The organism is Caulobacter sp. Root655, from assembly GCF_001427665.1.
In the GTDB taxonomy this organism is placed as follows: domain Bacteria; phylum Pseudomonadota; class Alphaproteobacteria; order Caulobacterales; family Caulobacteraceae; genus Caulobacter.
On sequence record NZ_LMHC01000012.1, the window covers coordinates 198,118 to 223,379 of the forward strand.

At 69.6% G+C, this 25,262-nt stretch carries 26 protein-coding genes; 17 read left to right on the forward strand and 9 right to left on the reverse strand.

Features of this window, described 5'->3' with window-relative positions; all coding sequences use genetic code 11:
• Window positions 1–118 precede the first annotated feature (118 nt).
• The 6 genes from ASD79_RS10035 to ASD79_RS10055 all read right to left on the reverse strand — a co-directional run bounded on the left by ASD79_RS10035 (window position 119) and on the right by ASD79_RS10055 (window position 5,827).
• Window positions 119–664 carry a hypothetical protein gene (locus tag ASD79_RS10035; RefSeq protein ID WP_056721108.1) on the reverse strand — a complete coding sequence of 182 codons (546 nt, stop codon included), beginning with the start codon at window positions 662–664 and terminating at the stop codon, window positions 119–121.
• 190 nt (window positions 665–854) lie between these two features.
• On the reverse strand, window positions 855–1,820 hold the full coding sequence (locus ASD79_RS10040) for a nitronate monooxygenase family protein (protein WP_056721110.1): 966 nt from the start codon (window positions 1,818–1,820) through the stop codon (window positions 855–857).
• Window positions 1,821–2,018: 198 nt separating this feature from the next.
• Complete coding sequence (locus ASD79_RS24590) at window positions 2,019–2,156, reverse strand: hypothetical protein (protein ID WP_200952293.1); 138 nt, start codon at window positions 2,154–2,156, stop codon at window positions 2,019–2,021.
• Window positions 2,157–2,286: 130 nt separating this feature from the next.
• The gene (locus tag ASD79_RS10045; protein ID WP_056721112.1) at window positions 2,287–3,069 is read right to left on the reverse strand and encodes an SDR family NAD(P)-dependent oxidoreductase; all 783 of its coding nucleotides are present in this window, start codon (window positions 3,067–3,069) and stop codon (window positions 2,287–2,289) included.
• 64 nt (window positions 3,070–3,133) lie between these two features.
• The gene (locus ASD79_RS10050) at window positions 3,134–4,318 is read right to left on the reverse strand and encodes a trans-acting enoyl reductase family protein (RefSeq protein WP_056721114.1); all 1,185 of its coding nucleotides are present in this window, start codon (window positions 4,316–4,318) and stop codon (window positions 3,134–3,136) included.
• Window positions 4,319–4,531: 213 nt separating this feature from the next.
• Complete coding sequence (locus ASD79_RS10055) at window positions 4,532–5,827, reverse strand: MFS transporter (RefSeq protein WP_056721115.1); 1,296 nt, start codon at window positions 5,825–5,827, stop codon at window positions 4,532–4,534.
• Between the two features lie 214 nt (window positions 5,828–6,041).
• Between ASD79_RS10055 and pgsA the strand changes: the two genes are divergently transcribed.
• Window positions 6,042–6,659, forward strand: coding sequence for a CDP-diacylglycerol--glycerol-3-phosphate 3-phosphatidyltransferase (gene pgsA, locus ASD79_RS10060; protein ID WP_056721117.1), 618 nt, complete (start codon window positions 6,042–6,044; stop codon window positions 6,657–6,659).
• A 127-nt stretch (window positions 6,660–6,786) separates the two neighbouring features.
• On the opposite strand, the gene ASD79_RS24595 is transcribed toward pgsA, so the two are convergent.
• Entirely contained in the window at window positions 6,787–6,954 is a 168-nt protein-coding gene (locus ASD79_RS24595) for a hypothetical protein (RefSeq protein WP_200952294.1), read from the reverse strand.
• A gap of 90 nt (window positions 6,955–7,044) precedes the next feature.
• Window positions 7,045–7,284 carry a hypothetical protein gene (locus tag ASD79_RS10065; protein ID WP_056721119.1) on the reverse strand — a complete coding sequence of 80 codons (240 nt, stop codon included), beginning with the start codon at window positions 7,282–7,284 and terminating at the stop codon, window positions 7,045–7,047.
• Window positions 7,285–7,594: 310 nt separating this feature from the next.
• On the opposite strand from ASD79_RS10065, the gene ASD79_RS10070 reads away from it, so the two are divergent.
• The 15 genes from ASD79_RS10070 (at window position 7,595) to ASD79_RS10140 (ending at window position 23,584) form a co-directional block, all read left to right on the forward strand.
• Window positions 7,595–7,801: a cold-shock protein gene (locus ASD79_RS10070; protein WP_007666377.1), complete on the forward strand. Its 207-nt coding sequence runs from the start codon at window positions 7,595–7,597 to the stop codon at window positions 7,799–7,801.
• Window positions 7,802–7,976: 175 nt separating this feature from the next.
• Window positions 7,977–9,173, forward strand: a complete 1,197-nt coding sequence (locus ASD79_RS10075) for a patatin-like phospholipase family protein (RefSeq protein ID WP_056721121.1) — start codon at window positions 7,977–7,979, stop codon at window positions 9,171–9,173.
• 268 nt (window positions 9,174–9,441) lie between these two features.
• Complete coding sequence (gene carB, locus ASD79_RS10080) at window positions 9,442–12,735, forward strand: carbamoyl-phosphate synthase large subunit (protein WP_056721123.1); 3,294 nt, start codon at window positions 9,442–9,444, stop codon at window positions 12,733–12,735.
• Between the two features lie 302 nt (window positions 12,736–13,037).
• Complete coding sequence (locus ASD79_RS10085; protein ID WP_056721124.1) at window positions 13,038–13,394, forward strand: hypothetical protein; 357 nt, start codon at window positions 13,038–13,040, stop codon at window positions 13,392–13,394.
• A gap of 79 nt (window positions 13,395–13,473) precedes the next feature.
• Window positions 13,474–14,475: a transferrin-binding protein-like solute binding protein gene (locus ASD79_RS10090; protein ID WP_056721127.1), complete on the forward strand. Its 1,002-nt coding sequence runs from the start codon at window positions 13,474–13,476 to the stop codon at window positions 14,473–14,475.
• A 102-nt stretch (window positions 14,476–14,577) separates the two neighbouring features.
• On the forward strand, window positions 14,578–15,921 hold the full coding sequence (locus ASD79_RS10095; RefSeq protein WP_156400438.1) for a surface lipoprotein assembly modifier: 1,344 nt from the start codon (window positions 14,578–14,580) through the stop codon (window positions 15,919–15,921).
• A gap of 46 nt (window positions 15,922–15,967) precedes the next feature.
• On the forward strand, window positions 15,968–16,414 hold the full coding sequence (locus ASD79_RS10100; protein WP_056721130.1) for a hypothetical protein: 447 nt from the start codon (window positions 15,968–15,970) through the stop codon (window positions 16,412–16,414).
• A 3-nt stretch (window positions 16,415–16,417) separates the two neighbouring features.
• A complete protein-coding gene (locus ASD79_RS10105; RefSeq protein WP_056721132.1) occupies window positions 16,418–16,720 on the forward strand; it encodes a DUF1294 domain-containing protein in 303 nt (100 codons plus the stop codon).
• Between the two features lie 237 nt (window positions 16,721–16,957).
• Entirely contained in the window at window positions 16,958–17,623 is a 666-nt protein-coding gene (locus ASD79_RS10110; protein WP_056721134.1) for a glutathione S-transferase family protein, read from the forward strand.
• 259 nt (window positions 17,624–17,882) lie between these two features.
• A complete protein-coding gene (greA, locus tag ASD79_RS10115) occupies window positions 17,883–18,356 on the forward strand; it encodes a transcription elongation factor GreA (RefSeq protein WP_056721136.1) in 474 nt (157 codons plus the stop codon).
• A gap of 70 nt (window positions 18,357–18,426) precedes the next feature.
• Window positions 18,427–19,707, forward strand: a complete 1,281-nt coding sequence (locus ASD79_RS10120) for a mitochondrial fission ELM1 family protein (RefSeq protein WP_235524387.1) — start codon at window positions 18,427–18,429, stop codon at window positions 19,705–19,707.
• Between the two features lie 137 nt (window positions 19,708–19,844).
• Window positions 19,845–20,570, forward strand: a complete 726-nt coding sequence (locus tag ASD79_RS10125) for a hypothetical protein (protein WP_156400439.1) — start codon at window positions 19,845–19,847, stop codon at window positions 20,568–20,570.
• A 65-nt stretch (window positions 20,571–20,635) separates the two neighbouring features.
• On the forward strand, window positions 20,636–21,352 hold the full coding sequence (locus ASD79_RS10130; RefSeq protein WP_056721139.1) for an NTP transferase domain-containing protein: 717 nt from the start codon (window positions 20,636–20,638) through the stop codon (window positions 21,350–21,352).
• Window positions 21,349–22,446 carry a UDP-2,4-diacetamido-2,4,6-trideoxy-beta-L-altropyranose hydrolase gene (gene pseG / locus ASD79_RS10135; RefSeq protein ID WP_082584868.1) on the forward strand — a complete coding sequence of 366 codons (1,098 nt, stop codon included), beginning with the start codon at window positions 21,349–21,351 and terminating at the stop codon, window positions 22,444–22,446. Before ASD79_RS10130 ends, pseG begins: the two co-directional genes overlap by 4 nt.
• A 274-nt stretch (window positions 22,447–22,720) precedes the next feature.
• Window positions 22,721–23,584, forward strand: a complete 864-nt coding sequence (locus tag ASD79_RS10140) for an SDR family oxidoreductase (RefSeq protein WP_056721141.1) — start codon at window positions 22,721–22,723, stop codon at window positions 23,582–23,584.
• A 153-nt stretch (window positions 23,585–23,737) separates the two neighbouring features.
• Here ASD79_RS10140 and pseI read toward each other — a convergent pair whose 3' ends face one another.
• Window positions 23,738–24,793: a pseudaminic acid synthase gene (pseI, locus tag ASD79_RS10145; protein ID WP_056721143.1), complete on the reverse strand. Its 1,056-nt coding sequence runs from the start codon at window positions 24,791–24,793 to the stop codon at window positions 23,738–23,740.
• Window positions 24,794–24,944: 151 nt separating this feature from the next.
• Between pseI and ASD79_RS10150 the strand changes: the two genes are divergently transcribed.
• On the forward strand, window positions 24,945–25,250 hold the full coding sequence (locus ASD79_RS10150; protein WP_056721146.1) for a hypothetical protein: 306 nt from the start codon (window positions 24,945–24,947) through the stop codon (window positions 25,248–25,250).
• Window positions 25,251–25,262 lie beyond the last annotated feature (12 nt).

Sequence of the window (25,262 nt, forward strand, 5' to 3'; positions counted from 1 at the left end):
TCATCCCGGAAGCGCGTAGCGCTGTCCGGGACCCAGGGGCCGGCGCACTGCGGTGGCTCTGGGTCCCGGCCCTCCGCTTCGCTACGGCCGGGATGACAACGGTTGGAGTAGCTGAACCCTAAGCCGCCTCGACATCCCCGTCGCCGTCGCCGACCAGCAAGCCCCGGAGGGTCTTCACGACCTGGGTGGCCGAGGCCAGGAAGCCCACCACCGAGGCCGCGACCTGGAAGATCGCCCAGACGGCGCCGGCCAGCGGGCTGTCGGTGAACAGCGCCACCAGCGGATAGACCACCTGGCTGACCGCGATGCGGAAGTGGGCGTAGGTGGTGGAATACTCGATCACCACCCCGCCGATCGCCGCCACCACCAGCACCGCCAGGACCGGCGCCCACAGCAGCGGCAGGATCAGCAGCAGGGCCAGGGCGACGATCAGGCTCTTGGTCCCCGGCCCGGCCCGCGACACCGCCGTGGCCCCGACGCCGTACAGCATCGCCCCGCCCAGCAGCACGAAGGCCACGGGCAGCACCAGATCGGCCACGTCGATCAGGTCCAGCCGGGCGACCAGGCTGGTCGCGGCGGCGATGATCAGCACCAGCAGGAAGGCGCCCAGCCACAGGGCGCTGTACTGGCCGAGGCGATGCCGGATGACGGCGCGGTCCCGCATGATGTCGTCTCCCCCGAGAGTCCGCGGCGAGCCTGACCCGGAAGCTCCGCCGCGTCGACCGGAAATCGCACGCTTGCCCCCTCCGGGCCTTCGGCCCTCCGCCCCCATAGGGGAAGAGCCTCGCGCTTGAGGCTCCGCCCCCTAGGGAGCGGACAGGCGGCGAAGCCGCCGGGTGGGGGAAATGGGCGTTCTACCCCCGCAACCCCGCCACCCGGGCGATCGTCGCCTCGGCCTCGGCCATCACCCGCGCCACGATCTCGCCGGCCGGTAGCACCTCGCGGATTCCCCCCGCGCTCTGGCCCATGGCGAAGCAGGACTTGTCGGCGTCCAGCCCCTCGATCTGGCCGGCGATGCCGCCCAGGGCCCCGGCCTGGATGCTGACCATGGCCTGGCCCGGGAAGGGCTGGATGTCGGCCGGGCGGCCCTCCCAGTCGTCGACCCAGGCGTTCTTGCGCACCCGCATCGGTTTGCCGGAATAGGAGCGGGTGCGGACGGTGTCCTCGTCGGCCGCTTCCAGCACCGCCTGGCGATAGAGGTCGCCGGCGTGGGCTTCCGTCGAGGCGATGAACCGGGTGCCCATCCACACGCCCTGGGCCCCCAGGGCCAGGGCCGCCGCCAGGCCGCGACCATCGAAGATGCCCCCTGCGGCGACGACGGGAATATCAACGGCGTCCACCGCCTGGGCAATCAGCGGCAGGGCGCCGACCAGGCCGGTGTGGCCGCCGCCCTCGCCGCCCTGGCAGATCACCGCGTCGCAGCCGGCTTGCTGGGCCTTGACCGCGTGCTTGACCGCGCCACAGACCACCATGACCTTCAGCCCCGCCGTCTTCAGCCGCGCGATGATCGGCAGCGGCACGCCCAGGCCGGCGATGAAGGACGAGGCTCCGCCTTCAATGATCACCTCGACGGCGGCCGTCAGGGCGTCGGGCGTGGCGGCCAGCAGGTCGACGCCGAACGGCTTGTCGGTCAGGGCGCGGACCGCCTCCATCTGCGCGCGGATGAAGTCGGGCGTGGTCCCGGCCATGCCCAACACGCCATAGCCGCCGGCGTTGGAGACGGCGGCGGCCAGCGGCGCGTAGGATACCCCGCCCATACCGGCCAGCAGGATCGGATGCTCGATGCCGAGCAGCGCGCAAAGCGGCGTCTTGAGGGTCATGTGGCGGCCTCCCGTTTTTCAGGAGGATGGGCGCTTGGGAGCCGACGGCAAGCGTGCCGCGAGGTCAGGTCCCTAAAATCCGCTCATCCTGGCGAATGCCGGGACCCAGATTCAGCTTGGGTATTCAGGATTCGTGGAACCGCTCGGGCCTATGACCTGGGTCCCGGCATTCGCCGGGATGAGCGGATCGTGGGAGGATCAGTCCTTACGGAGGACCTCGGGCTGAACCTCGGCTTCCGAAGTCCAGAAACAGGCGGCCATCGACGTCAGGATCATGGCGATCAGGGCCAGCATGCCGCGCGGCGGGGCCAGGCCCATGACATCTTGCGGGGTCATTGTCGTTTCCTCTGGCGACGTCCCGGTCTGGCGCCGGGACTGTCGATAGAAGAAGCTTCTCACCGGCCCAATGGTTCCGCAAGTCCCTTATTTATAAGGAGATTTCATGGACCAGCGCGTCCAGTTTTCGTCAAAAGATCGAATAGGCCCCGTCGATCACGAAGGTGTCGCCCGAATGGTAGCTGGATGCGCCCGAGGTCAGGTAGACGGCGATGCCGCCGAAGTCGGCCGGCTGCCCCCAGCGGCGGGCCGGCACGCGGGGGATGACCTTCTCGGCGAAGGCCGGGTTGTCCTGCGCGCCCTGGGTCATGTCGGTGGCGATCCAGCCCGGCAGGATGGCGTTGGCCCGCACGCCGTAGCGGGCGTGCTCGACGGCCACCGACTTCATCATCGAGATCACCGCCCCCTTGGTGGCGGCGTAGGCCTGGTTGCGGGCCGCGCCCTCGATGGCGGCCAGCGAGGCGATCCCGACCAGCGAGCCGCCCGGGTCGCCGGCCTTGGCCCGCTCGACCATGTGGCGGCAAGCCTCGCGGAAGGTGAAGAACACCCCGTCCAGATTGACCGCCAGGATCTTGCGGTAGGTCTCCGTCGGCATGTCGACGAACGACGGCGCGCCGTAGCCGACCCCGGCGTTGGCGAACACGCTGTCGACCCGGCCCATGGCCGCCACCGCCTCCTCCATGCCCTCGCGGACCTGGTCCTCCCGCGAGACGTCGACCACCTGGGCCTTCACCCGCACGCCGTGCTTGAGCAGCTCGCCCTCGGCGGCCAGGTTGCGCTCGGCGTTGCTGCCCCAGATGACGATGTCGGCCCCGGCCTGGGCCAGGGCGCTGGCCATGCCCAGGCCGATGCCGCGATTGCCGCCGGTGATCAGCGCGACCTTGCCGGTCAGGTCGAAGGGTTGATAGGCCATGGCGTCAGCTCCCGAACGTTTGTTTGAGGGGAGCGGTTGCGGGGCGCGGCGTCAAGGGCCGCCCTCACTCCACCGCGAACTTCAGACCCGCCTTTTCCCGCAGGCGCTCGACCAGTTTCCCCTGCATCGCCGCGCCCGGCGTCCAGATCCCGCCGGCCACCTCGGGCGACTGCTGGATCAGGCACAGGGCCGTCTCGGCGATCATCTTCGAGGTCGAGCCGTAGCCGGGGTCCTTGTCGCCGGCCACCGAGGCCCGCACATGGTGGCCGTCCTGCGTGAGGCCGACGAACAGCACGTCGTAGAAGCCCGCCTCGCGCTCGGCCTTGCTGGGGCCCTCGCCGGGCTTGGGACCGCCCTCGGCGCCCATGCTGGCGTTGGCGGCGGTGATGGCCTTGGCCACCGCCTCGCCCTGCTCGCCGGGGCCGGTCAGCATCATCTCGTCATAGACGAAGCCCTCGCCATAGGGCTGGCCCATCAGCCAGTTGGAGCGGTGGACGTTGCGGGTGTTGATCGCCGCCATCACGAACGGCGCGGTCCAGGCGCCCAGGTCCTCGTCGAAGGCCACGGCCGCGCCATGCGGCTGCTTGGGGCCGGCGAAACCGGGGGTCAGGGAGAAGGGGTTCTTCAGCAGCTCGATCACCGACGGGTCGCGGGCCGCGGCGGCCATGGTCGCCTTGAGGCTGGCCGCCGTGCCGCCCGAGAACGCGCCCTGCATGCGCCGCACGCGGCCCTTCACCCGGGCGACGGGACCGCCAAATCGCCGGATCGCCTCCTGCTGCAGGAACCAGACGCCCAGTTCGAACGGGATGGAGTCGAAGCCGCAGGAGAAGACGATGCGCGCCCCGCTGGCCTTGGCCGTCGCCTCGTGGGCGTCGATCATCTGGCGCATCCAGGCCGGCTCGCCGCACAGGTCGAGATAGTCGGTCCCCGCCTCGGCGCAGGCGGCGACCAGGTCCGAACCGTAGAGCTGGTAGGGGCCGACGGTCGTCAAGACCGCTTTGGTCCGCTGGACCATGGCCCGCAGCGAGGCCGGATCGTCGGCGTCGGCGACGATCAGCGGCATGTCGGCCATGTCGGCGCCCGTTTGGGCGCCGATCTCATCGCGCACGGCGGCCAGCTTGTCGGCGTTGCGACCGGACATCGCCCATTTGGTCTCGGGGTGATGCTTCGCGAAATGCTCGGCCACCAGCCGGCCGGTGAAGCCGCTGGCGCCGTGGACGATGACGTCGAATTCCGCCGACGGGTTCATGAGGTCGCCTCCCGAGGTTTTATCGTTGGACGGGAGAGTGGCGCGAATACGGGGCGACGGCAAACAGGTGTTTGATATTTGCGTGTGGGACCAATCAAAATCGTTGTCATCCCGGAAGCCTCGCAGAGGCTGTCCGGGACCCAGGGGCCGGCGCAATGCGTTGGCCCCTGGGTCCCGGCTCTTCGCTTCGCTACGGCCGGGATGACAACTTAATTAGAGCGCGACCAGCTCCACGGCCGCCTTCGGCTTCAGCGCCCACAGCCCGCCAAAGCTCAGCGCCGCCGCCACGGCCAGATAAACCCCCACCGGCGCCAGGCCGCCGCGCTCGGCCAGGGCCTGGGCGATCATCGGGGCCAGGCCGCCGCCCAGGATGCCACCCAGGTTGAAGGCCGCCGAGGCCCCGGTGTAGCGCACCCGGGCCGGGAACAGATCGGGCAGGAAGGCGCCCAGCGGGCCGTAGACGAAGCCCATGACCAGCAGGCCCAACGCCAGGAACAGCCCGATCAGCGGCAGCGAGCCGGCCCCCATCATCACCGGCAGCAGCACGCCGACGCCGACCGTCATGCCACAGCCGGCCATCAGCACCCGGCGCGGACTGGTGGCGTCCGCCCAGTAGCCGGCGGCCACGATACCCAGGGCCATGAACAGGATGGCGACCAGCTGCACGCTGAGCATGGCCGTGCGGCTATAGCCCAGGGTGGTGACGCCATAGCCCAGCGCGAAGGCGGTCATCAGGTAATAGACGGCGAAGCAGCATATGGCCGCCAGGGTCCCGCACACCGTGGCGCGCCAGTGGTCGCGCAGCAGCTCGCCCAGCGGCACCGCCGGCGGCGGCTCGTGGGCGATGGCGGCGGCGAAGGCCGGGGTCTCGGTCAGCTTGAGCCGCACCCACAGCCCCACCCCGACCAGGGCGGCGCTGCCCAGGAAGGGCAGGCGCCAGCCCCAGGCCATGAACTGCTCTGGCGTCAGGAGGACGCCCAGCGCCAAGAAAAGCCCGTTGGCGGCGATGAAACCGACCGGCGCGCCCAACTGCGGGAACATGCCGAACCGCGCCCGCCAGCCGGGGGGCGCGTTCTCGACCGCCAGCAAGGCCGCCCCGCCCCACTCGCCGCCCAGGCCGAAGCCCTGGCCGAACCGCAGCAGGCACAGCAGGGCCGGGGCCAGCCACCCCGCCATGGCGTAGGTGGGCAGGAAGGCGATGGCCAGGGTCGAGCCGCCCATCAGCAGCAGCGAGGCCACCAGGGTCGACTTGCGGCCGATCCGGTCGCCGAAATGCCCGAACACCGCCGCGCCGATCGGCCGGGCCAGGAAGGCCACGCCCAGGCTGGCGAAGGCGGCCATCTGCTGCAGGCTGGCCGACTTCGACGGGAAGAACAGCGACCCGAACACCAGCGAGGCGGCGGTGGCGTAGATGTAGAAGTCGTAGAACTCCACCGCCGTGCCCACCAGGCTGGCCGTCAGCACGCGGCGGTTGGAATTGCCGCCGGCCGGCTTGGTTGCTTGGTTCATGACGCCCCTCGGGAAACTCGGCCATGGCCTTGGCGTCATGCGGGCCCGCCGTCAACCGGCAGAGAGAAGAACAACCCCGTTCGGCGACTTTTGGCGCCCGGGACAGCGCGACCCATCCGGAATATCGGCGCGAACCGGCATGAGATTGCCCCGACTGATCCAAGCAGCCGGCGGACGTATCCATAATGGCCACTCATGCGTTAGAACCCGCGCCATGAAGAACCTGCCCAACATCCTGACTGGCGCGCGCCTGGTCATCGCCCTGTTCATGTTCGTGGCCCTGGCCGCGGCGGCCGGCGGCGTGCCGTGGCTGAGCGAGCGGCTGACCGCCGACCAGCAGTTCTCGCTGCAACGCTGGGCGTTCTGGGCCTTCGTGGTGGCGGCGATCACCGACTTCTTCGACGGCTGGCTGGCCCGCAAGCTGGACGCGGTCAGCGTCTGGGGGGCGATCCTCGACCCGATCGGCGACAAGATCCTGGTCTGCGGCGGCCTGCTGGGCCTGATGGCCCTGGGTCCCAACCCGCTGGTCATCCTGCCGGCCGGCCTGATCCTGTTCCGCGAATTCGCCGTCAGCGCCCTGCGTGAGGTCGGGGCGGGCAAGGGGATCAAGCTGCCCGTCACCCTGCTGGCCAAGTGGAAGACCACCCTGCAGCTGGTCGCCATCGCCGGCGAGATCGTCCTGGTGTCGTGGAGCGCGTTCGGCCTGCCCAACGACCCGGCGGTGTTCGGCCCGGCCAGCCTGGTCACCCACGGCCTGCTGTGGGTGGCGGCGCTGGTGACCCTGATCACCGGGGCGCAGTACTGGGAAGCGGCGCGCAAGGCGCTGGTTTAAGGCCGTTCCTCCCCCCGTGGGGGAGGCGGCCCGTAAGGGCCGGTGGGGGGAGTTTGCCGAGAGGGCCGATCACGCCCCCCCTCCGTCGCCTTCGGCGACACCTCCCCCACAGGGGGAGGAAGGCCCCCTACTCCGCCGCCAGCAACATCGGCGGCGCGCCATCGTCCTCGATCGCGTCGGGATCGGTCGGGCCGTGCAGCAGCCATTCGGTGTCGGGCGCCGCGACGCCGGCCCGGGTGCGCTCCGCCTGCATCATCAGGGCCAGCCATGTGACCCCGGTCGTCAGAAACACCATGATCGCCTCCGAAGCGCTCCGCCATTAATGAGAATGACTCTCAATAACGGCGGAGGCAAGGCGTCTTTCGATCAGGGGTTCAGGGAGGCTTCAGGCCGCTTCGACGGTGGCGGCCTTGCGCTTGGCGGCGCTGGTGGCCGAGCGCTTCTTGGTCGCCGCTTCCAGGGTGACCTGGCGGCGCTTTGAGGCTTCCAGTTCAAGCACCGGCAGGACCTCGGCGGCGCCGCGCCGCTGGTCCGGGGTGCCGACGATGTCCAGGCGGCGGGCATTGGCGAGGAGCGAGACCAGCTCCTGGTCGTTCAGCAGAGGAATCCGCTCGATCAGGGTCATGGGCTGCTCCTTGGAAATCACAAAACTCCCGCAATAGCGCGAGAGAGTTCATTAACGTTCAAAGCGACGCTTGGGGTCCAAAACTATTTTAGATTCAGCGAGATTCATTCGAGACTCACGGCGATTCACGAATTCACTTGCCGTGCGCGTTTGAGAGGCTCATGGTGGCTTATCGAATTCGCTGCCGTTCGGCCTGCTTTTCCATGCTCTCCTTGTGAGAGCGCCGGACGCGCCCACCGATCCCCAACGAAATTTGATCGTCGCGCGGAACGACTCCGCCGACGAATATTGACTACAAGGACTACGAACTATGGCTACCGGCACCGTGAAATGGTTCAACGGCACCAAGGGCTTCGGCTTCATCCAACCTGACGACGGCGGCGCCGACGTTTTCGTGCACATCTCGGCCGTTGAACGCGCCGGCCTGCGCGGCCTGGATGAAGGTCAGAAGATCACCTACGAACTCGAGCGCGACAACCGCTCGGGCAAGATGTCGGCGGGCCAACTGCAGGCTTAATCGCCTTCAGCCTTCGAGATTTGGAATGGGCCGGCGCTCACGCGCCGGCCCATTTTCTTTGCGCCTCATCTTTGTACGAAACCGCCCGCAAAAAGCCTTCCGCTCGCCCCGCCATGGACGGCCGGCGCCGCGCGGCGTAACACCGAAAAACGTTCAGGCAGCGGTTCCAAAGCCCATGCGTTCCATCCGCCTTCTCGCCCTGCTCTGCCTGACGCTCAGCCTGGCCGCCTGCGGCTCGCTGTCGCGCGACACCTTCCAGGCCAGCGACCTGGCCCTGGCCCCGCCCAACGGCCTGGCGGACCTGCGCTTCAACGCCAGCGACAGCCAAGCGGCCATCCGCTTCGGCGGCCCGGCCCGCAAGCGCGCCCAGGCCCAGAAGAGCTTCGACGTCCTGGCCCTGTCCGGCGGCGGCTCGAACGGGGCCTACGGGGCCGGCGTCCTGGTCGGCTGGAGCCAGCGCGGCGAACGGCCCGAGTTCGACATCGTCACCGGGGTCAGCACCGGAGCCCTCACCGCCCCCTTCGCCTTCCTGGGTCCCACCTGGGACGAGCGCCTGACCGAGGCCTCCACGGGCGCGGCCGCCGGCCGGGTCCTGAAATCACGTGGGCTGGGCGTGCTGTTCCACCCCAGCTTCTACAGCAACGCCGCCCTGCACGCCCTGGTCGACACCTATGTCACCGACGACATGCTGCAGGCCATCGTCGCCGAGCACAAACGCGGCCGCCGCCTGCTGATCGCCACCACCAACCTCGACACCGAGGAGACGGTGATCTGGGACATGGGCGCGATCGCCAGCCGCGGCGGCGAGGAGTCGCGCGAGCTGTTCAAGAACGTGATGGTGGCCTCGGCCAGCATCCCCGGCGTCTTCCCGCCCACCCTGATCGAGATCGGGGGCGAAGGACGCCACCTGTCCGAGATGCACGTCGACGGCGGGGTGACCATCCCGTTCTTCGTGGCCCCGGAATCGCTGCTGCTGTGGACCGCCGACAAGGGCTCGGCCCGGCCCGGCCGGATGTTCGTGATCGTCAACGGCAAGGTCGGCGGCGCCTTCGGCTTCACCAAGGGCGGGGCGGTGTCGATCGTCGGCCGCTCGTGGGACACCATGAGCAAGGCCCTGATGCGCACCCACCTGGCCGCCAGCAGCGCCTTTGCCCGCCGCAACGGCGGCCAGCTGTTCTACAGCGCCATCCCCGACACCGCCGATGTCGACGCCTCGGGCCTGGACTTCGCGTCCAACAACCGCAACGCCCTGTTCAAGCTGGGTTACGAACGCGCCATCGCCGGCTGGGCCTGGGCGCTGTCCGACAGCCCGGAGGAGACCCCCGCCGCGCCCCCCGTCGTACCCGCGCCGCCGGCGACCGACGGTCGGTAGCGGAGCCACCGCCCTGCGTCCTTCGAGGCCCTCCCATGGAGGGCGCCTCAGGATGAGGAATTCAGCAACGGCGTCCCTCATCCTGAGGTGCGAACCGCAGGTGAGCCTCGAAGGACGCACGACGGTGGGCCGGCCGTTCCCCTAACCATGCTCTCCGGATCGGGGGTTGCGCCGATCCGACTCCGTCTCTAAACGGGCGGCTTAACCTGCAAGATGGTCGGCAGCGGGCGCGCGGATGTGCGCGACCGTGTCTACGCGCGAGTTTACCATGCCCAAACGCACAGACATTTCCTCGATCCTGATCATCGGCGCGGGTCCGATCGTCATCGGCCAGGCGTGCGAGTTCGACTATTCGGGCGTCCAGGCCTGCAAGGCGCTGCGGGCCGAGGGCTACCGGATCATCCTGGTCAATTCGAACCCGGCCACGATCATGACCGACCCGGACGTGGCCGACGCGACCTATATCGAGCCGATCACCCCGGAGATGGTCGAGAAGATCATCGCCAAGGAACGCCCCGACGCCCTGCTGCCGACCATGGGCGGCCAGACGGCGCTGAACACCGCCCTGGCCCTGGAAGCCAGCGGGGCCCTGGCCAAGTACGGCGTCGAGATGATCGGCGCCAAGGCCGAGGTCATCGACAAGGCCGAGGACCGCCAGAAGTTCCGCGACGCCATGGACAAGCTGGGCCTGGAAAGCCCCAAGTCCAAGGCCGCCCACAACATGGACGAGGCCCGGGTCGGGCTGGAGTTCGTCGGCCTGCCGGCCATCATCCGCCCCAGCTTCACCCTGGCCGGCACCGGCGGCGGCATCGCCTACAATCTCGAGGAATTCGAGGAGATCGTCGCCCGCGGCCTGGACCTGTCGCCGACCACCGAGGTGCTGATCGAGGAGAGCGTGCTGGGCTGGAAGGAGTACGAGATGGAGGTCGTCCGCGACAAGGCGGACAACTGCATCATCGTCTGCTCGATCGAGAACATCGACCCGATGGGCGTCCACACCGGCGACTCGATCACCGTCGCCCCGGCCCTGACCCTGACGGACAAAGAGTACCAGTGGATGCGCGCGGCCTCGATCGCCGTGCTGCGCGAGATCGGCGTCGAGACCGGCGGTTCCAACGTCCAGTTCGCGGTCAACCCCGCCGACGGCCGGATGGTGGTCATCGAGATGAACCCCCGGGTGTCGCGTTCGTCCGCCCTGGCCTCCAAGGCCACCGGCTTCCCGATCGCCAAGGTCGCCGCCCGCCTGGCCGTCGGCTACACGCTGGACGAGCTGATGAACGACATCACCGGCGGCGCGACCCCGGCCTCGTTCGAGCCCTCGATCGACTACGTGGTCACCAAGATCCCGCGCTTCGCCTTCGAGAAATATCCGGGCAGCGAGCCGCTGCTGACCACCGCCATGAAGTCGGTCGGCGAGGTGATGGCCATCGGCCGCACCTTCAAGGAAAGCGTCCAGAAGGCCCTGCGCGGCCTGGAGACCGGCCTCAACGGCTTCGACGAGATCGAGATCCACGGCGCCGACGATCCAGACACCGGCCGGGCCGCCGTGGTCCGCGCCCTGGGCACGCCCACCCCCGACCGCCTGCGGGTCATCGCCCAGGCCTTCCGCCACGGGCTCTCCGTGGAAGAGGTCAACGCCGCCTGCGCCTACGAGCCGTGGTTCCTGCGCCAGATCGCCGAGCTGGTGCGCCAGGAAGGCTGGATCCGGGCCGGCGGCCTGCCGACCGACGCCGCCGCCTTCCGCGCCCTGAAGTCGCAAGGCTTCTCCGACGCCCGCCTGGCCAAGCTGGTCGGGTCCGACGAGAAGACCGTGCGCGCCCAGCGCCAGGCCCTCGACGTGCGCCCGGTCTACAAGCGCATCGACAGCTGCGCCGGCGAGTTCCGCGCCGAGACGCCCTACATGTACTCGACCTACGAGACCGGGGCCCTGGGCCAGGTCCCCGAGTGCGAGAGCGAGCCGACCAACCGCAAGAAGGCGGTCATCCTCGGCGGCGGCCCCAACCGCATCGGCCAGGGCATCGAGTTCGACTATTGCTGCTGCCACGCGGCCTTCGCCCTGGCCGACATCGGCGTCGAGTCGATCATGGTCAACTGCAACCCCGAGACCGTCTCGACCGACTACGACACCTCCGACCGCCTGTATTTCGAGCCGCTGACGGCCGAGGACGTGCTGGAGCTGCTGGCCGTCGAGCAGAGCAACGGCACGCTGGCCGGCGTCATCGTCCAGTTCGGCGGCCAGACGCCGCTGAAGCTGGCCCAAGCCCTGGAAGAGGCCGGCATCCCGATCCTGGGCACCAGCCCCGACGCCATCGACCTGGCCGAGGACCGCGAGCGCTTCCAGCAGCTGCTGAACGGCCTGTCGATCGCCCAGCCCGAGAACGCCATCGCCCGCACCTGGGACGAGGCCCGCGCGGCGGCCGAGGAAATCGGCTTCCCGTTCGTCATGCGCCCGTCCTACGTGCTGGGCGGCCGGGGCATGGAGATCATCCGCGACCACGAGCAGCTGGAGCGCTACATCAGCGACGCCGGCGACATCTCGATCGAGCACCCGATCCTGCTGGACCACTATCTGAGCCGCGCCACCGAGGTGGACGTCGACGCCCTGTGCGACGGGACCGACGTGTTCGTGGCCGGGGTGCTGGAGCACATCGAGGAAGCCGGCGTCCACTCGGGCGACAGCGCCTGCTCGATGCCGCCCTTCTCACTCAGCGCCGAGACGGTGGAGGAGCTGAAGCGCCAGACCGTCAAGATGGCGCTGGCCCTCGACGTCCGTGGCCTGATGAACGTGCAGTTCGCCATCGAGGAGCCGCACTCCGACGCCCCGCGCATCTATGTGCTGGAAGTCAATCCGCGCGCCTCGCGCACCGTGCCGTTCGTGGCCAAGACCATCGGCCAGCCGGTGGCCGCCATCGCCGCCAAGATCATGGCCGGCGAGACCCTGGCCAGCTTCGGCCTGGTCGACAAGCCGTACGACCACATCGCGGTCAAGGAAGCGGTGTTCCCGTTCGCCCGCTTCGCCGGCGTCGACACGGTGCTGGGCCCGGAAATGCGCTCGACCGGCGAGGTCATGGGCCTGGACTGGATCCGCGAGGGCGAAGACAGCCTGGCCCCGGCCTTCGCCCGCGCCTTCGCCAAGAGCCAGCTGGGCGGCGGCGTCACCCTGCCCACCGCCGGGACGGCCTTCGTCTCGGTCAAGGAAAGCGACCGCCCGTGGATCGTCGAGCCGGTGCGTCTGCTGCAGGCGGCGGGCTTCAAGGTGCTGTCCACGGTCGGCACCCGGGGCTACCTGGCCGAGCAGGGCATCGCCGTCGAGCTGGTCAAGAAGGTGCTGGAAGGCCGTCCGCACATCGTCGACGTGATGAAGAACGGCGGCGTGCAGCTGGTGTTTAACACCACCGAGGGCAAGCAGGCCCTGGAAGACAGCTTCGAGATCCGCCGCACGGCGCTGATGATGAAGGTGCCCTACTACACCACCTCGGCCGGCGCCCTGGCCGCGGCCCAGGCGATCTCCTCGGCCCCTGCCGAGACGCTGGAAGTGCGGCCGCTGCAGAGCTACCAGTAAAAGTTATCCACAGGGGTGGACGGCGGTAGCGGCGGGACTCCCTTCCCCCTGGAGGGGGGAAGGGCCGGGGATGGGGGTGAAAGCGGCCCAGGATAGGGCGCGGACTCAGCGAACCCGCCGACGGCGCCACCCCCATCCCCTGCCCTTCCCCCTTCCAGGGGGAAGGATCGCGCCAAGGTTCGGAGGCGCGGGTTGCTCCTCTATCCCCGCTGCTTCCAAAATAAACCCCAGCCTAATCAACCCCTTACATAAAAACGCACGTTTCCCGTCCCCACCTCCCGGCGCGGCCGCAGACTGGCGCCATGACCCAGACCTCCCTCCCCGCCTGGTGCGAGACCCTGCAAACCAAGCTCATGGCCGCCCTCGACGCGGTCTGGGCCACCCTCGAAACCAGCGACGACCCCGCCGCGATCCGCCGAGCCCGCGACAGGGCCAAGGCCATCGGCGACCTGGCCGCCGTGGCGCGGAAGGTGGCGGCGATGACGGGCTCGCCCGGCCGCGCCAAGCCGCCTGTCGCCGCCAGCCTGGCCGGCCCGATCCCCGCCTGGGAAACGCCGGTTCCAGCCCCGCCGTCCTTCGCGGAACCCGTGGCCGCCCAGGTCGAACACGCCCGCCGCGCCCTCGACCGGCTCAAGGGCGGGCGGCGCGGGCGATTGTGACGACCGGCCTCCCGCCTTGGGTTGCGGAAGCTTGAGCGTTCTGGTAGCGCAACCCAAGGGAGTACTGGCCATGTTGCGTATGCGTTCTTTTCTGGTCCTGGCCGTCGCGATGGCCGTTTCGGCCTGCGCCAGTGGCGGCGGTGGCGGTGGCGTTACGCCCCCTCCGCAGCCGCCCGTCGTTCCCGTGCCGCCGAAACCGCCCGCGCCCCCGGCCCAGCCCTACGCCTCCAACTGCGCGACGACGCCGAACGCGCTGACCTGCACGCCCGGGGTCTATGGCCAGGGGATCATCAACACCCAGGGTCTGGAGATCCAGCACGGCCCTGATCGCAACGGCGGGACCAACACCTTCCCGTTCGACTACATGCAGATCGACCGTCGGGGCACGCCGCAGGCGAGCGACGATCGCTACGTGTTCTCCTATTTCGGCGCGAGCGTGAACTACAGGATCTACCAGAGCCTGGAGAGCAAGAACGACGGGCTGGGCCCCGTGCGCACCGGCTCGAACATCGTCCTCGACCAGTTCTCCGGCCTGCCCAGGCCGGGCGACGGCAGCGTGCTGACGCTGTACGACATCACCAATGTCCTGCAGGGCGGCCTGGACTATATCCAGTTGGGCCAGATCTCGCCCACCTTCACCGGCCGGGCCATGGACTTCTTCGTCGTCGGACAACCGCTTGCGGTGTCGATGCCCACCTCCGGTTCGGCGCGCTTTGACGGCGGGACGCGCGGCGCCTATATCAGCGCGTCCGGGACGACCATCTCGACCTCCAGCGACATCACCCTGAACGCCAATTTCGCCACCGGCGCGGTCACCGGGTCGACCTCGAACTTCTACGCGGTCGACGCCAACGGCGCGGCGGTCTTCACGCCGCACGACCTGGGCTTCAATTTCACGGCGACGATCGCCGGCTCGACGTTCGGCGGAACGGCCTCGAGCACGACGATGTCCGGCGCCGTGAAGGGCGGCTTCTACGGCGAGGCCGGCCGCGCGCCCGTTGAGGCGGGGCTGACCTATAGCCTGACCGAAACCGTCGGCGGCGGCACGATGATCGGCGTGGGCGGTCTCAAGAAGAACTAGAGCGTTTTCGAGCGAAGTGGATACCGGTTCGCGTGAAGAAAACGCGCCAAGACAAAAAGCCGAGGCGCCCGGCCTGATGCAATCAGGTCGGGAAGCGCCCCAGTGACTCCGCCCTTCTCGCGAGCGCTGCTCGGGGCGCTCGCCCTCGCCGCCATGGCGGGGCCCGGACCGACCGGATCGGCGCGCGCCCAGATCGCCCCCGCGACCACCCCCGCGACCACCGACGACCAAGCCTTCGCCCAAGCCTTGGCGCGGGCGCTGCGCGACGGCGACCACAGGTTGGCGCTGGCGCTGATCGAGTCGCGTCCAGACATCGCCGCCATGCCGGCGGGCGTGCGCCTGCGCGGCGAATTGATGATCAAGCTCGGGCGGGCCTCGGAGGCCGTCGCCCTGCTGGAAGGCCACCTGACCCAGGACGCCACCGACGCTCTCGCGCGTTTCCAGATGGGCGAACTGCACTTCGCCGCCCACCGCGACCGGTCCGCGATCCTGGCCTATCGGCTGGCCCTGGCCGGAAACCTCGACGCCGCTCGGCGCTCCATTGTGCTGGCTCGACTGGGCGCCATCGAGGACCGACGCGACCTGCGGATCTCGCTGTCAGGCGCGATCGCTCCGGACAGCAACGTCAACGGCGCGACCAGCGCCACGACGATCGACCTGTATGGCCTGCCGTTCTCGCTGTCGGACGACGCCCGACGCCGCGCCGGCGTCTCCGCCACCGTCAGCGCCTCGCTCGAACGTCGGATCAGGATGGCGGGCCCCTACGCCCTGACCGTCGGCGGCTCTGCCGTCGTGCTGGAGGCTTCGGGACGCGCCTTCGACCAGAACCAGATCGCGCTGTTCGCGGGCCCCGAAGTCAAGCTCGCCGAACACGCCAGGCTCGCCCTCCTGGCCACCTACCGCGATATCGACTACGGCGGCGCGGACCTCGAGACCTGGCGCGGCCTGCAATTGACGGGCGAGGCCTACGGCGACCCACAGACCCGGTGGGACGGATCGGCCCATCTGGACCACATCGACAGCCAACGCGCCGCGGCCCTGGAGGGATGGGCCTACGGCGCCCAGTTCAGCCGCACGCGGTTCCTGGGTCCCAGCGCCCTCTGGCGCGCCAGCCTGAACCTCGACGCCCACGCGCTGACCAGTTCTGAAGCCAGCTACCGCGAAGCGCGCCTGGCCGTGGGACGCCTGTTCGCCTTGCCCTTTTCCAGCCTCGGCTACCTTGAACCCTATGGCCACGAAAGGGTATTCGAGGGGCGATCCTCGATCTTCGGCGTGCGCCGCGCCGACCGCGAGGTGGGGGCCAGCCTGCGGATTTCCCGCCGCGACTGGCGCGTGAAGGGCGCCTTTCCCTTCGTGCAGACGACCATCTCTCGGTCGTCCTCCAATGTGGCGCTGGGCCGCTATTCCCGGCAGCGTGTCGAGTTCGGCTTCACGCGCGATTTCTAGGGCGTCAGACGAAGGCGCGTCACTGTTCCGATCGCGGGGAGCCGCCATGACCGCCCATTCCGACACCCCCTACACCGACGCCGAAGTCGCCACCCTGGCCCGCCGCCTGCTGGACCACAGCCTGCCCAAGGCCCAGTGGACCCACGCCGCGCACCTGACCGCCACCCTGCGTCTCGTCCGCATCCGCGACGATGGCCTGGAGCGCGACATGCCGGGCATCATCCGCGCCTACAACGTCGCGGTCGGCGGGGTGAACGACGACCATAACGGCTATCACGAGACCATCACCCAGGCCTACCTGGCCGCCATCCGCGCCTTCGTCGCCACCCTGCCGGCCGGGCTCGGCGACGGCGAGGCCGTGGCCCGCCTGCTGGCCACGCCGATGGGCGACAAGGCCTGGCCGCTGAGCTTCTGGTCGCGCGAGCGGCTGTTCAGCGTCGAGGCCCGGCGCGCGTGGGTGGCGCCCGACCTGGCGCCGCTCGAGGCGGTCTGAGCCATGGTGGTCCAGGTCGCGGCCATCCTTGTGCTGATCAACATCGCGGCCTTCCTGCTGTTCTGGCTGGACAAGGACGCGGCGCGCCGGGGGCTGGGCCGGATTTCCGAGCGCACCCTGCTGCTGGCCGCGGCCCTGGGCGGCGGACTGGGCGCCCTGCTCGCCCAGCAGATCCTGCGCCACAAGACCCGCAAGCAGCCGTTCCGCACCCGGCTGTTCCTGATCGTGCTGGTCGAGCTGATCGCCGGGTGGCTGCTTGTCATTCCCGGCGTCCGCGCCGCGCTGGCGGGGTTGGTGGGGTTCTAAGAGACGGTAGGAAACGCCTTGCGTCCTTCGAGGCCCGCTGCGCGGGCGCCTCAGGATGAGGAGTTCTGTACTCAGTCCCTCATCCTGAGGTGCGTAGCGAAGCGAAGCCTCGAAGGACGCACAGCGTTCGCCGAAGACCGCCTGCAATGTCGACCGTCCACGGCGAAACGGCTCGCCAAGCTTGACGGACGCGCCCGTCACCGTGCCAACCTCGGCGCTTGCCTCGCGGAGCCCGCCATGATCGTCGTCCATCACCTGAACAATTCCCGCTCGCAGCGGGTGCTGTGGCTGCTGGAGGAGCTGGGCGTTCCCTACGAGGTAAAGCGCTACGAGCGGGACGCGGCCACCATGCTGGCCCCGCCCGAGCTGCGGGCCATCCATCCGCTGGGCAAGTCGCCGGTGATCACCGACGGCGACAAGGTCCTGGCCGAGACCGGGGCGATCATCGAATACATCATCGACACCTACGGCCAGGGCCGCCTCATTCCGCCGGCCGGCAGCGCCGAGCGCCTGCGCTACACCTACTGGCTGCACTACGCCGAGGGCTCGGCGATGACGCCGCTGCTGCTGAAGCTGGTGTTCACCGCCCTGCCGGCCCGCGCGCCCGGCCTGTTGCGGGGCCTGGTCAAGGCCGTCGCCGCCAAGGCCCAGGCCGGTTTCGTCGATCCGCAGCTGAAGAGCCACATCGACTATTGGGACGTCGAGCTGTCCAAAACCGAATGGTTCGCCGGCCCGGCGTTCACCGCCGCCGACATCATGATGAGCTTCCCGCTCGAGGCCGGGGCCGCCCGGGCCGGCGCCGCCTCGCGACCAAAGGTCGCGGCCTTCCTGGACCGAATCCACGCCCGGCCGGCCTACCGCAAGGCCCTGGAGCGCGGCGGGCCGTACGACTACGCAACCTAGAGCGTGCCGCGACGAGCCGTTCCACCTGGGTCCCGGCATTGGCCGGGATGGGCGGAAGTGAGGGCCCAAGGTCGGCGACGAACGCCTCGGGAGCCCAAAACGGGGCCATAACGGACAAAACAAGCTTGGCTATACGCCTGCTCGACCGTGGGGCTCTTGCTTATCGCAAACACGCCTCCTATCCTCTCAGCCCCCGGTCGTGCGCGCCAGCGTCCGGGACGTACTTCCTCCCCTAGGGCGAACCGAGCTAAAATCCGCAATGGAAAAAGTGCCGATGACCGCCGGGGGTTACCAAACCCTCGACGAAGAACTGAAGCGTTTGAAGACGATCGAACGGCCGGCGGTGATCGCCGCGATCTCCGAGGCGCGCCAGCATGGCGATTTGTCGGAAAACGCGGAATATCACGCGGCCAAGGAACGCCAGGGCTGGATCGAAGGCCGGATCGCCGAGATCGAGGACAAGATCGCGCGCGCCCAGATCATCGACGTGTCGAAACTGTCGGGCAAGCAGGTGAAGTTCGGCGCGACGGTCAGCGTCGTCGACGAAGACACCGAGGAAGAGGCCCGCTACCAGATCGTCGGCGAACACGAGGCCGACGTGAAGGAAGGCCGCATCTCGCTAAGCTCGCCCCTGTCACGCGCCATGATCGGCAAGGAAGTCGGCGAAGTGGTCGAGGTCAACACGCCCGGCGGCGTGAAGGCCTACGAGATCCTCAAGGTCGAGTGGGTCTAGCTTAGGCCCCATTCCGTGGTCATGACACAACGAACGCCGACCCTGACGCGGGTCGGCGCATCGCTTCGCTATGGCCGGGATCACCGACGTGGTTGAAAACAACAAGCAGGACGCGGCGGCGGAGCCCCAAGCGGCTCGGCCCAAGGCGGTCAAGCCCAAGGCCGCGCGCAAGCCCAGGGCCGGCGCGGCGTCGGCGGTCGAGGCCGCGAGCCCCGCGGCCAAGGCCGCCCCGAAGGCGCCCGCTCCAAAGGCTCCGGCCAAGCCCCGGGCCGCCGCCAAACCGCGCGCACAGCCAAGCGCCGTCGAGGCCGTCGAGGCCGTCCCCGCGCCGGCTCCCGAACCCGAAGTCCCAGCCCCCGAAGTCTCCACCCGGCCGCCGATCACCATCTGGGCGATCTCGGACGGGCGGGCCGGCATCGAGGCCCAGGCCGTGGGCCTGGCCGAGGCCGTCGCCCGGCAGGTCCCGGCCAAGGTCGTCGTCAAGCGCGTGGGCTGGAGCGGCAGGACCGGCCGCCTGCCCTGGTGGGCCAACTGGCTGCCGCGCCGCTGGCTGACGCCCGAAAGCGAAATCCACGCCCCCTGGCCCGACCTGTGGATCGCCGCCGGCCGCGCCACCCTGCCGCTGTCGATCCGCGCCCGGCGCTGGTCGGGCGGCAAGACCTATGTCGTGCAAATCCAGGATCCGCGCGTGCCGGCCAACATGTTCGACCTGGTGATCCCGCCCAAGCACGACCGCTTGTCCGGCGACAACGTCCTGGCGATCACCGGCTCGCCGCACCGGGTCACCAGCCAGCGGCTGGACAGCGAATACGAAAAATTCAAGGACCAGATCGACGCCCTGCCCCACCCGCGCGTGGCCGTGCTGCTGGGCGGCAAGTCCAAGGCCTTCGACCTGTCGGTCGAGCGCGCCGCCCAGATGGCCCACCAGATCCAGCTGCCGCTGGAGCAGGAGGGCGGCAGCCTGCTGATGACCTTCTCGCGCCGCACGCCCGAGCCGGCCCGCGCCCTGCTGACCGCCCGCCTGCGGCATTTGCCGGGCATGATCTGGGATGGCACGGGGGCCAACCCCTATTTCGCCTTCCTGGCGGCCGCCGACTACATCCTGGTCTCCGAGGACTCGACCAACATGGCCACCGAGGCGGCCTCGACGGGCAAGCCGGTGTTCATCCTGAAGATGGACGGCCAGAGCCTGAAGTTCCGTCTCTTCCACCAGGAACTGGAACGCCAGGGCGCCGCGCGCCCCTATGGCGGGGCCTTCCACGGCTGGACCTACGACCCCGTCGACGAGACCGGACGGGCGGCGGCCGAGGTGGTGGCGCGGATGGACGCGCGGGCGGCGGGGACGTCGTAGCGCGGCGGTCATCCCGGGCAAGCACGCAGCGCGCCGATCCGGAACCGACGTCCGGGATGACATCGATTTGGCGGCCCCCCCTAGCCTCGCCCCGCCTCCGCCACTAGCTTGGCCATAAGTTGCTTTCAGGGGTTTTCATGTCTCGTCGCCTCGCGGTCCTGGCCGCCATGCTGTTGTCGTGCGCGTCGTTCGGCGCCCAGGCCGCGCCAGATCCCGTCACGCTGACCGACGCGGACCGCAAGGAATTTCACGAAGCGATGATCTCCAACGTCATGATGCGCGGCCTGATGGAGGCCGATCCGGCGGGCTTCAAGGCGTTCGAGGACGGGCTGCTGAGCGACTTGGCGGCGGGCAAGATCGACCAGAACGGCGCTCGCAAGCGAGGCTACGAGTTCGCCGTGTCGGCGCGCGCCAAGCTGATGAGCGCGGTGAACAAAGCGCCGGACGACGAATACCTGGTCTTCGCCAACGCCCAATTGTCGGCGATGAAGGTGCTCAGCCGCTACAACACCCGCGCCTGCTACGAGTTCGTCGAGAGCGGCGGGATCAGCGACGACACCTCCAGCACCCTCGGCCCGGCGCTGAGCGTCGAGATCGAGAAGATCGGCGTCGCTCAGGTCGCGGCGGCCAGGGCCGGCTCCACCTCGCCGGTCGATCGCCAACCGGCCACCGACAAGGAGGCCGAAGCCGCCCTCCAGAGCTTTACCGATCTTGGCGGCGACCTCTACTGGCTGAAAAGCCTGAACGACAAGACCACCGACACGCTGACGGCCGAACAGCGCTGCGACGGCGCGATCAAGTGGGTCTCGGCGCTCCTGGCCCAGCCCAAGGCCACGGCGGCGCGGCTGCTGACCGACGAATAGGCCGCGTTGCGTCGTCCCGCCGGCCGGGCGATCATGCCGCCCCTTGAGTTGCGGGAAGCGCGTTCTTGATCCTCGCCGTCCTCCAGGCCCGCATGGGCGACGAACGCCTGCCGGGCCGGCCGTCGATGCCGCTGGCTCGGGCGCCGCTGATCGTGCGGCAGATCGAGCGGATGGCGCGGGCCCGGCGCGTGGACGAAATCGTGGTCTCGACCACGACCGATCCGGCCGACGACACGCTGGAGGCCGTGGTCCGGCGCGAGGCGATCGCCGTCCATCGCGGTCCGCCCCAGGACGAACTGGCCCGGCTGGCCGGAGCCCTGGCCGCCTATCCGGCCGACCACGTGGTGCGGGTGGGTGACGACAGTCCGCTGATCGACCCCGACCTGATCGACGCGACCATCGACCTGCACCTGTCCGAACAGGCCGACCACACCACCAACCGCTCGCCCGGCGCGGCCTGGCCCGCCGGCCAGGGGGTGGAGGTGATCACCGCCGAGGGCCTGCGCCGCCTGGCCGCCGAGAGCGCGGCGCTACGGCTGCGGGCCGGCGATGGACCGGAGACCCCGCCGCCTGCCGTCCGCTGGTCGTCGCTGGCCCTGCTGGCCCAACCCGACCAGGGCGACGTGCGCTGGGCGGTCGAGACGCCGGCCGACTACGCCTTCGTGGCGGCGGTCTATGACGCCCTCTATCCGGTCAACCGGGCCTTCACCTCGGCCGACGTGCGCGCGCTGCTGGCCGGGCGCGACGACCTGGCGACCTTCGGCGGGGCGAGGCGGCTGTGAGCCTCTCCCCCCGCGTCCTGTTCGTGGTCGACGCCGGACCGGCGGTGGGCGGCGGCCATGTGATGCGCAGCCTGACCCTGGCCCAGGCCCTGGAAGCCGAGGGCGCGGCCTGCGCCTTCGTCGCGCCCCCGGTGGTGAAGGCGGTGCTGGAGGCGTTCGGGCCGGGGATCGCGCGACTGGAGACCGGTGCGGTTTCGATGCCCGAACTGGTCGAGGCCGCCACGGATTTCGCCGAGGACTTCGACGCCGTGGTCATTGACCACTACGGGCTGTCGGCGCCCGAGCATCGACAGATCGCGGGTCACCCCCAAAACTCCGCTCGTCCCGGAAAATCCCGGGATCAGCGGATAGGGGAAACCAGGCCCACCCTGGTCATCGACGACCTCGCAAATCGCCCCCTCGCCGCCGGCCTGGTGCTGGACTCCGGCCCCGCCCGGAAGGCCAGCGACTATGACGGCCGGGTCGCGCCCGAAACCGAACTGCTGCTGGGCCCCAACAACGCGCCGGTCCGCCCGGCCTTCGCCGCCCTGCGCAAGGAAGCCCTGGCCCGCCGGGCGAAGGCCCGGCCGGTGCGGCGCATCCTGGTCTCGCTGGGCCTGACCGACGTCGGCGGGATCACCGGCCGGGTCGTGGACCTGATGCTGCCGATTACCAGCGAGGCGGCGCTGGACGTCGTGCTGGGGGCCGGGGCGCCCAGCCTGCCGCGCCTGCGCGAAATGGCCCGGACCCAGCCGCGCCTGGCCCTGCATGTCGACGCCCAGGACATGCCACGCCTGACCCTGGAGGCCGACCTGGCCGTCGGGGCCGGCGGTTCCACCAGCTGGGAGCGCTGCGTCCTGGCCCTGCCGACCCTGCTGCTGGTCCTGGCCGACAACCAGCACGAGGCCGCCCAGGCCCTGGCCGGGGCCGACGCCGTGCTGGCCCTGGACGTCGCCGCGCCGGACTTCGCGGCGGCCTTCGCGGCCGACCTCCAGCGCCTGGTCGCCGACCCCTTGCTGCGCGACCGGCTGTCGGCCGCCTCGGCGGCGGTGTGCGACGGGCGCGGCGCGGCGCGGGTCGCGGCGCGGTTCCTGGCGGTGATCGCGTCCCATTAGCCAAGGCGTTGCTTTTCGCCCGTCGAGTCGCGGGTCCTATTTATCCGTTTCCCCGACGAAGGTCGGGGCCCAGGTGAAACCCACGAGCCGCCCTGGATGAATCTGGGTCCCGGGCGGAGTTTATCCTGAGGCGCGCGCTCCGCGCGACCTGAGGGCCGGGAAGACGGCGGTGGGAGTGGGGCGTTTCCACGGAAAGTACACGCGCTCTAGCGGGATGATCTGGATAACAGCGTTCACCTATCCCATCTTGGCTGTAACCAAGGGGAGCGCACGCATGAGCCAGACCAGGAAATCCGTCGTCGTCACCGGCGTGTCCACCGGCATCGGCTGGGGCGTGACCAAGGTCCTGACCGAGCGGGGCTTCCACGTCTTCGGCAGCGTGCGCAAGGCCGCCGACGCCGAAGCGCTGGTCGCCGCGTTCGGCGAGGCCGTCACCCCGCTGACCTTCGATGTCACCGACGAGGCCGCCGTGCGCGAGGCGGCCCTGCAGGTCGAGGCGGTGCTGGGCGGCCAGACCCTGGCGGGCCTGGTCAACAACGCCGGCATCGCCGTGGCCGGGCCGCTGCTGCACCTGCCGATCGACGAGTTCCGCAAGCAGCTGGAGGTCAATCTCACCGGCGTGGTCATCGCCACCCAGGCCTTCGGACCGCTGGTCGGGGCGCGCGGGAGCGGGCCGAAAGACCCGGGCCGGATCGTCAATATCGGCTCGGTCGGCGGCCGCAACGCCAACCCGTTCATGGCCCCCTACTGCACCAGCAAGTTCGGGCTGGAAGGCCTGTCGGAATCCCTGCGCCGCGAACTGCTGCCGTTCGGCGTCGACGTGGTGGTGATCGCCCCCGGCGCGGTGGCCACCCCGATCTGGGACAAGGCCGACGAGATCGACACCGCCCGTTACGCCGACACCGTCTATGCCGGCCCGATGGAACGCCTGCGGGCCTTCATGCTGTCGATCGGCAAGACCGGCCTGCCGCCCGAACGGATCGGCGAGGCGGTGCATACGGCCCTGACGGTGGCCAAGCCCAAGGTGCGCTACACCCTGACCCCGCAGCCGTTGCAGTTCCTGCTCAGCCAGCTGCTGCCCAAGCGGACGCTGGACCGGATCGTGGGCAAGCGGCTGGGGCTGCTGCCATCGACCTAGGTCCTCCCCCCGCGGGGGAGGTGTCGGCGAAGCCGACGGAGGGGGGAGTTTAGGCTGCCCGCCGCCTCCCGGATCATCCGCCGCACTGCTCCCCCCACTGGCCTTCGGCCGCCTCCCCCACAGGGGGAGGGTCGGTGTAGCAAAAGGAGCCGCCTACCCCACCATGTCCCAGGCCAGCGGTTCCCCCCGCGTCAGCGCCCGGGCGGCCGGGCGGCCCAGCACCGCCTCGTAGTCGGCCGGCGGCAGGCCGTTGCCGGGCCGCACCGAGCGGACATTGGCCTTGGTCAGCGCCTCGCCGGCCGCGACGTCGGCGGTGACGTACAGCGAGCGGCGGAACTGGCGGTTGCCGCGTTCGGAGCCCAGCAGATCGTAATTGACGCCGCCCAGCGCCTTCCAGGCGTTCCGGGTGTCGTCGACCAGGGCGCGGAACTCGGCCGGCTCCAGGCTGAAGGCGGCGTCGGGGCCGCCGTCGGCCCGGGCCAGGGTGAAGTGCTTCTCGATGGCGCAGGCCCCCAGGGTCACAGCCGCCACCGAAGCGGCCGTGCCCGGCGTGTGGTCCGACAGGCCGGTCGGGCAACCGAAGCGCTGGGCCATGTCGATCACCGTGCGCAGGTTGGCGTCCTCGAAACTGGCCGGATAGCTGGAGACGCAGTGCAGCAGCAGCACCCCCGCCGCCCCGGCCTCCAGGGCGGTGTCGCGGGCGGTCTCGATCTCGGCCAGGTTGGCCATACCGGTCGAGATGATCAGCGGCTTGCCCTGGCGGGCGGCGTGGCGGATCAGCGGCAGGTCGACGGCCTCGAACGAGGCGATCTTGTAGGCGGGCGCGTCCAGCCCGGCCAGCAGGTCGACGGCGGTCTCGTCGAACGGGCTGGAGAAGATCGTCACGCCGCGCCGCCTGGCCCGTTCGAACAGCGGCCCATGCCATTCATAGGGCGTCTGGGCCTCCTGGTAGAGCTCGTGCAGGCTGCGCCCGTCCCACAGGCCGCCATGGATCTTGAACTCCGGCCGGTCGACGTCCAGCGTGATGGTGTCGGCGGTGTAGGTCTGCAGCTTGATGGCGTCGCAGCCGGTGTCGGCCGCCGCGTCGACCATCGACAGGGCGCGGTCGAGGCTGCCGTTGTGGTTGCCCGACAATTCACAGATCAGATAGGGCGGATAGTCGGCGCCGATCCTGCGGCCGGCGATCTCGATGAAGGGGGCGGCGGTCATGGGCGGGGCTCGGATCTAGGGTATTTCGCAGATTAACCCTGAAATCGTGGACGAGGCGTCAATCGCGCGGACGCCACTTTCAGTTATCGCAGAATCCGTTTCATCTTCCGCGCGAGCTTGGCCTTACGCTCGGCGTCGTCTGGAGGAACTGATGAAACCTTGGATCGCCGGCGCGGTCGCCGCCATGGCCCTGGGCGCGAGCGCGCCCGCCTTCGCCCACAGCGAATGCACCGACACCATCACCCGGCTCTATGTCGACAACAGCGGCTATATCTGGGTCAGCCTGGCCGGCGGCGGCGCGGCGGAGATCACCAACACCAACCCCAACAAGGTCACTTACTACTCGGCGCTGCTGTCGGCGAAGATGAGCGGCAAGGCGGTGACCTTCCGCTACACCAAGGACACCAGCACCTGCACCGCGGTCAATTCCGACCTGATGGCGCTCTGGGTCGAGTAGGCGAGCGGGGGT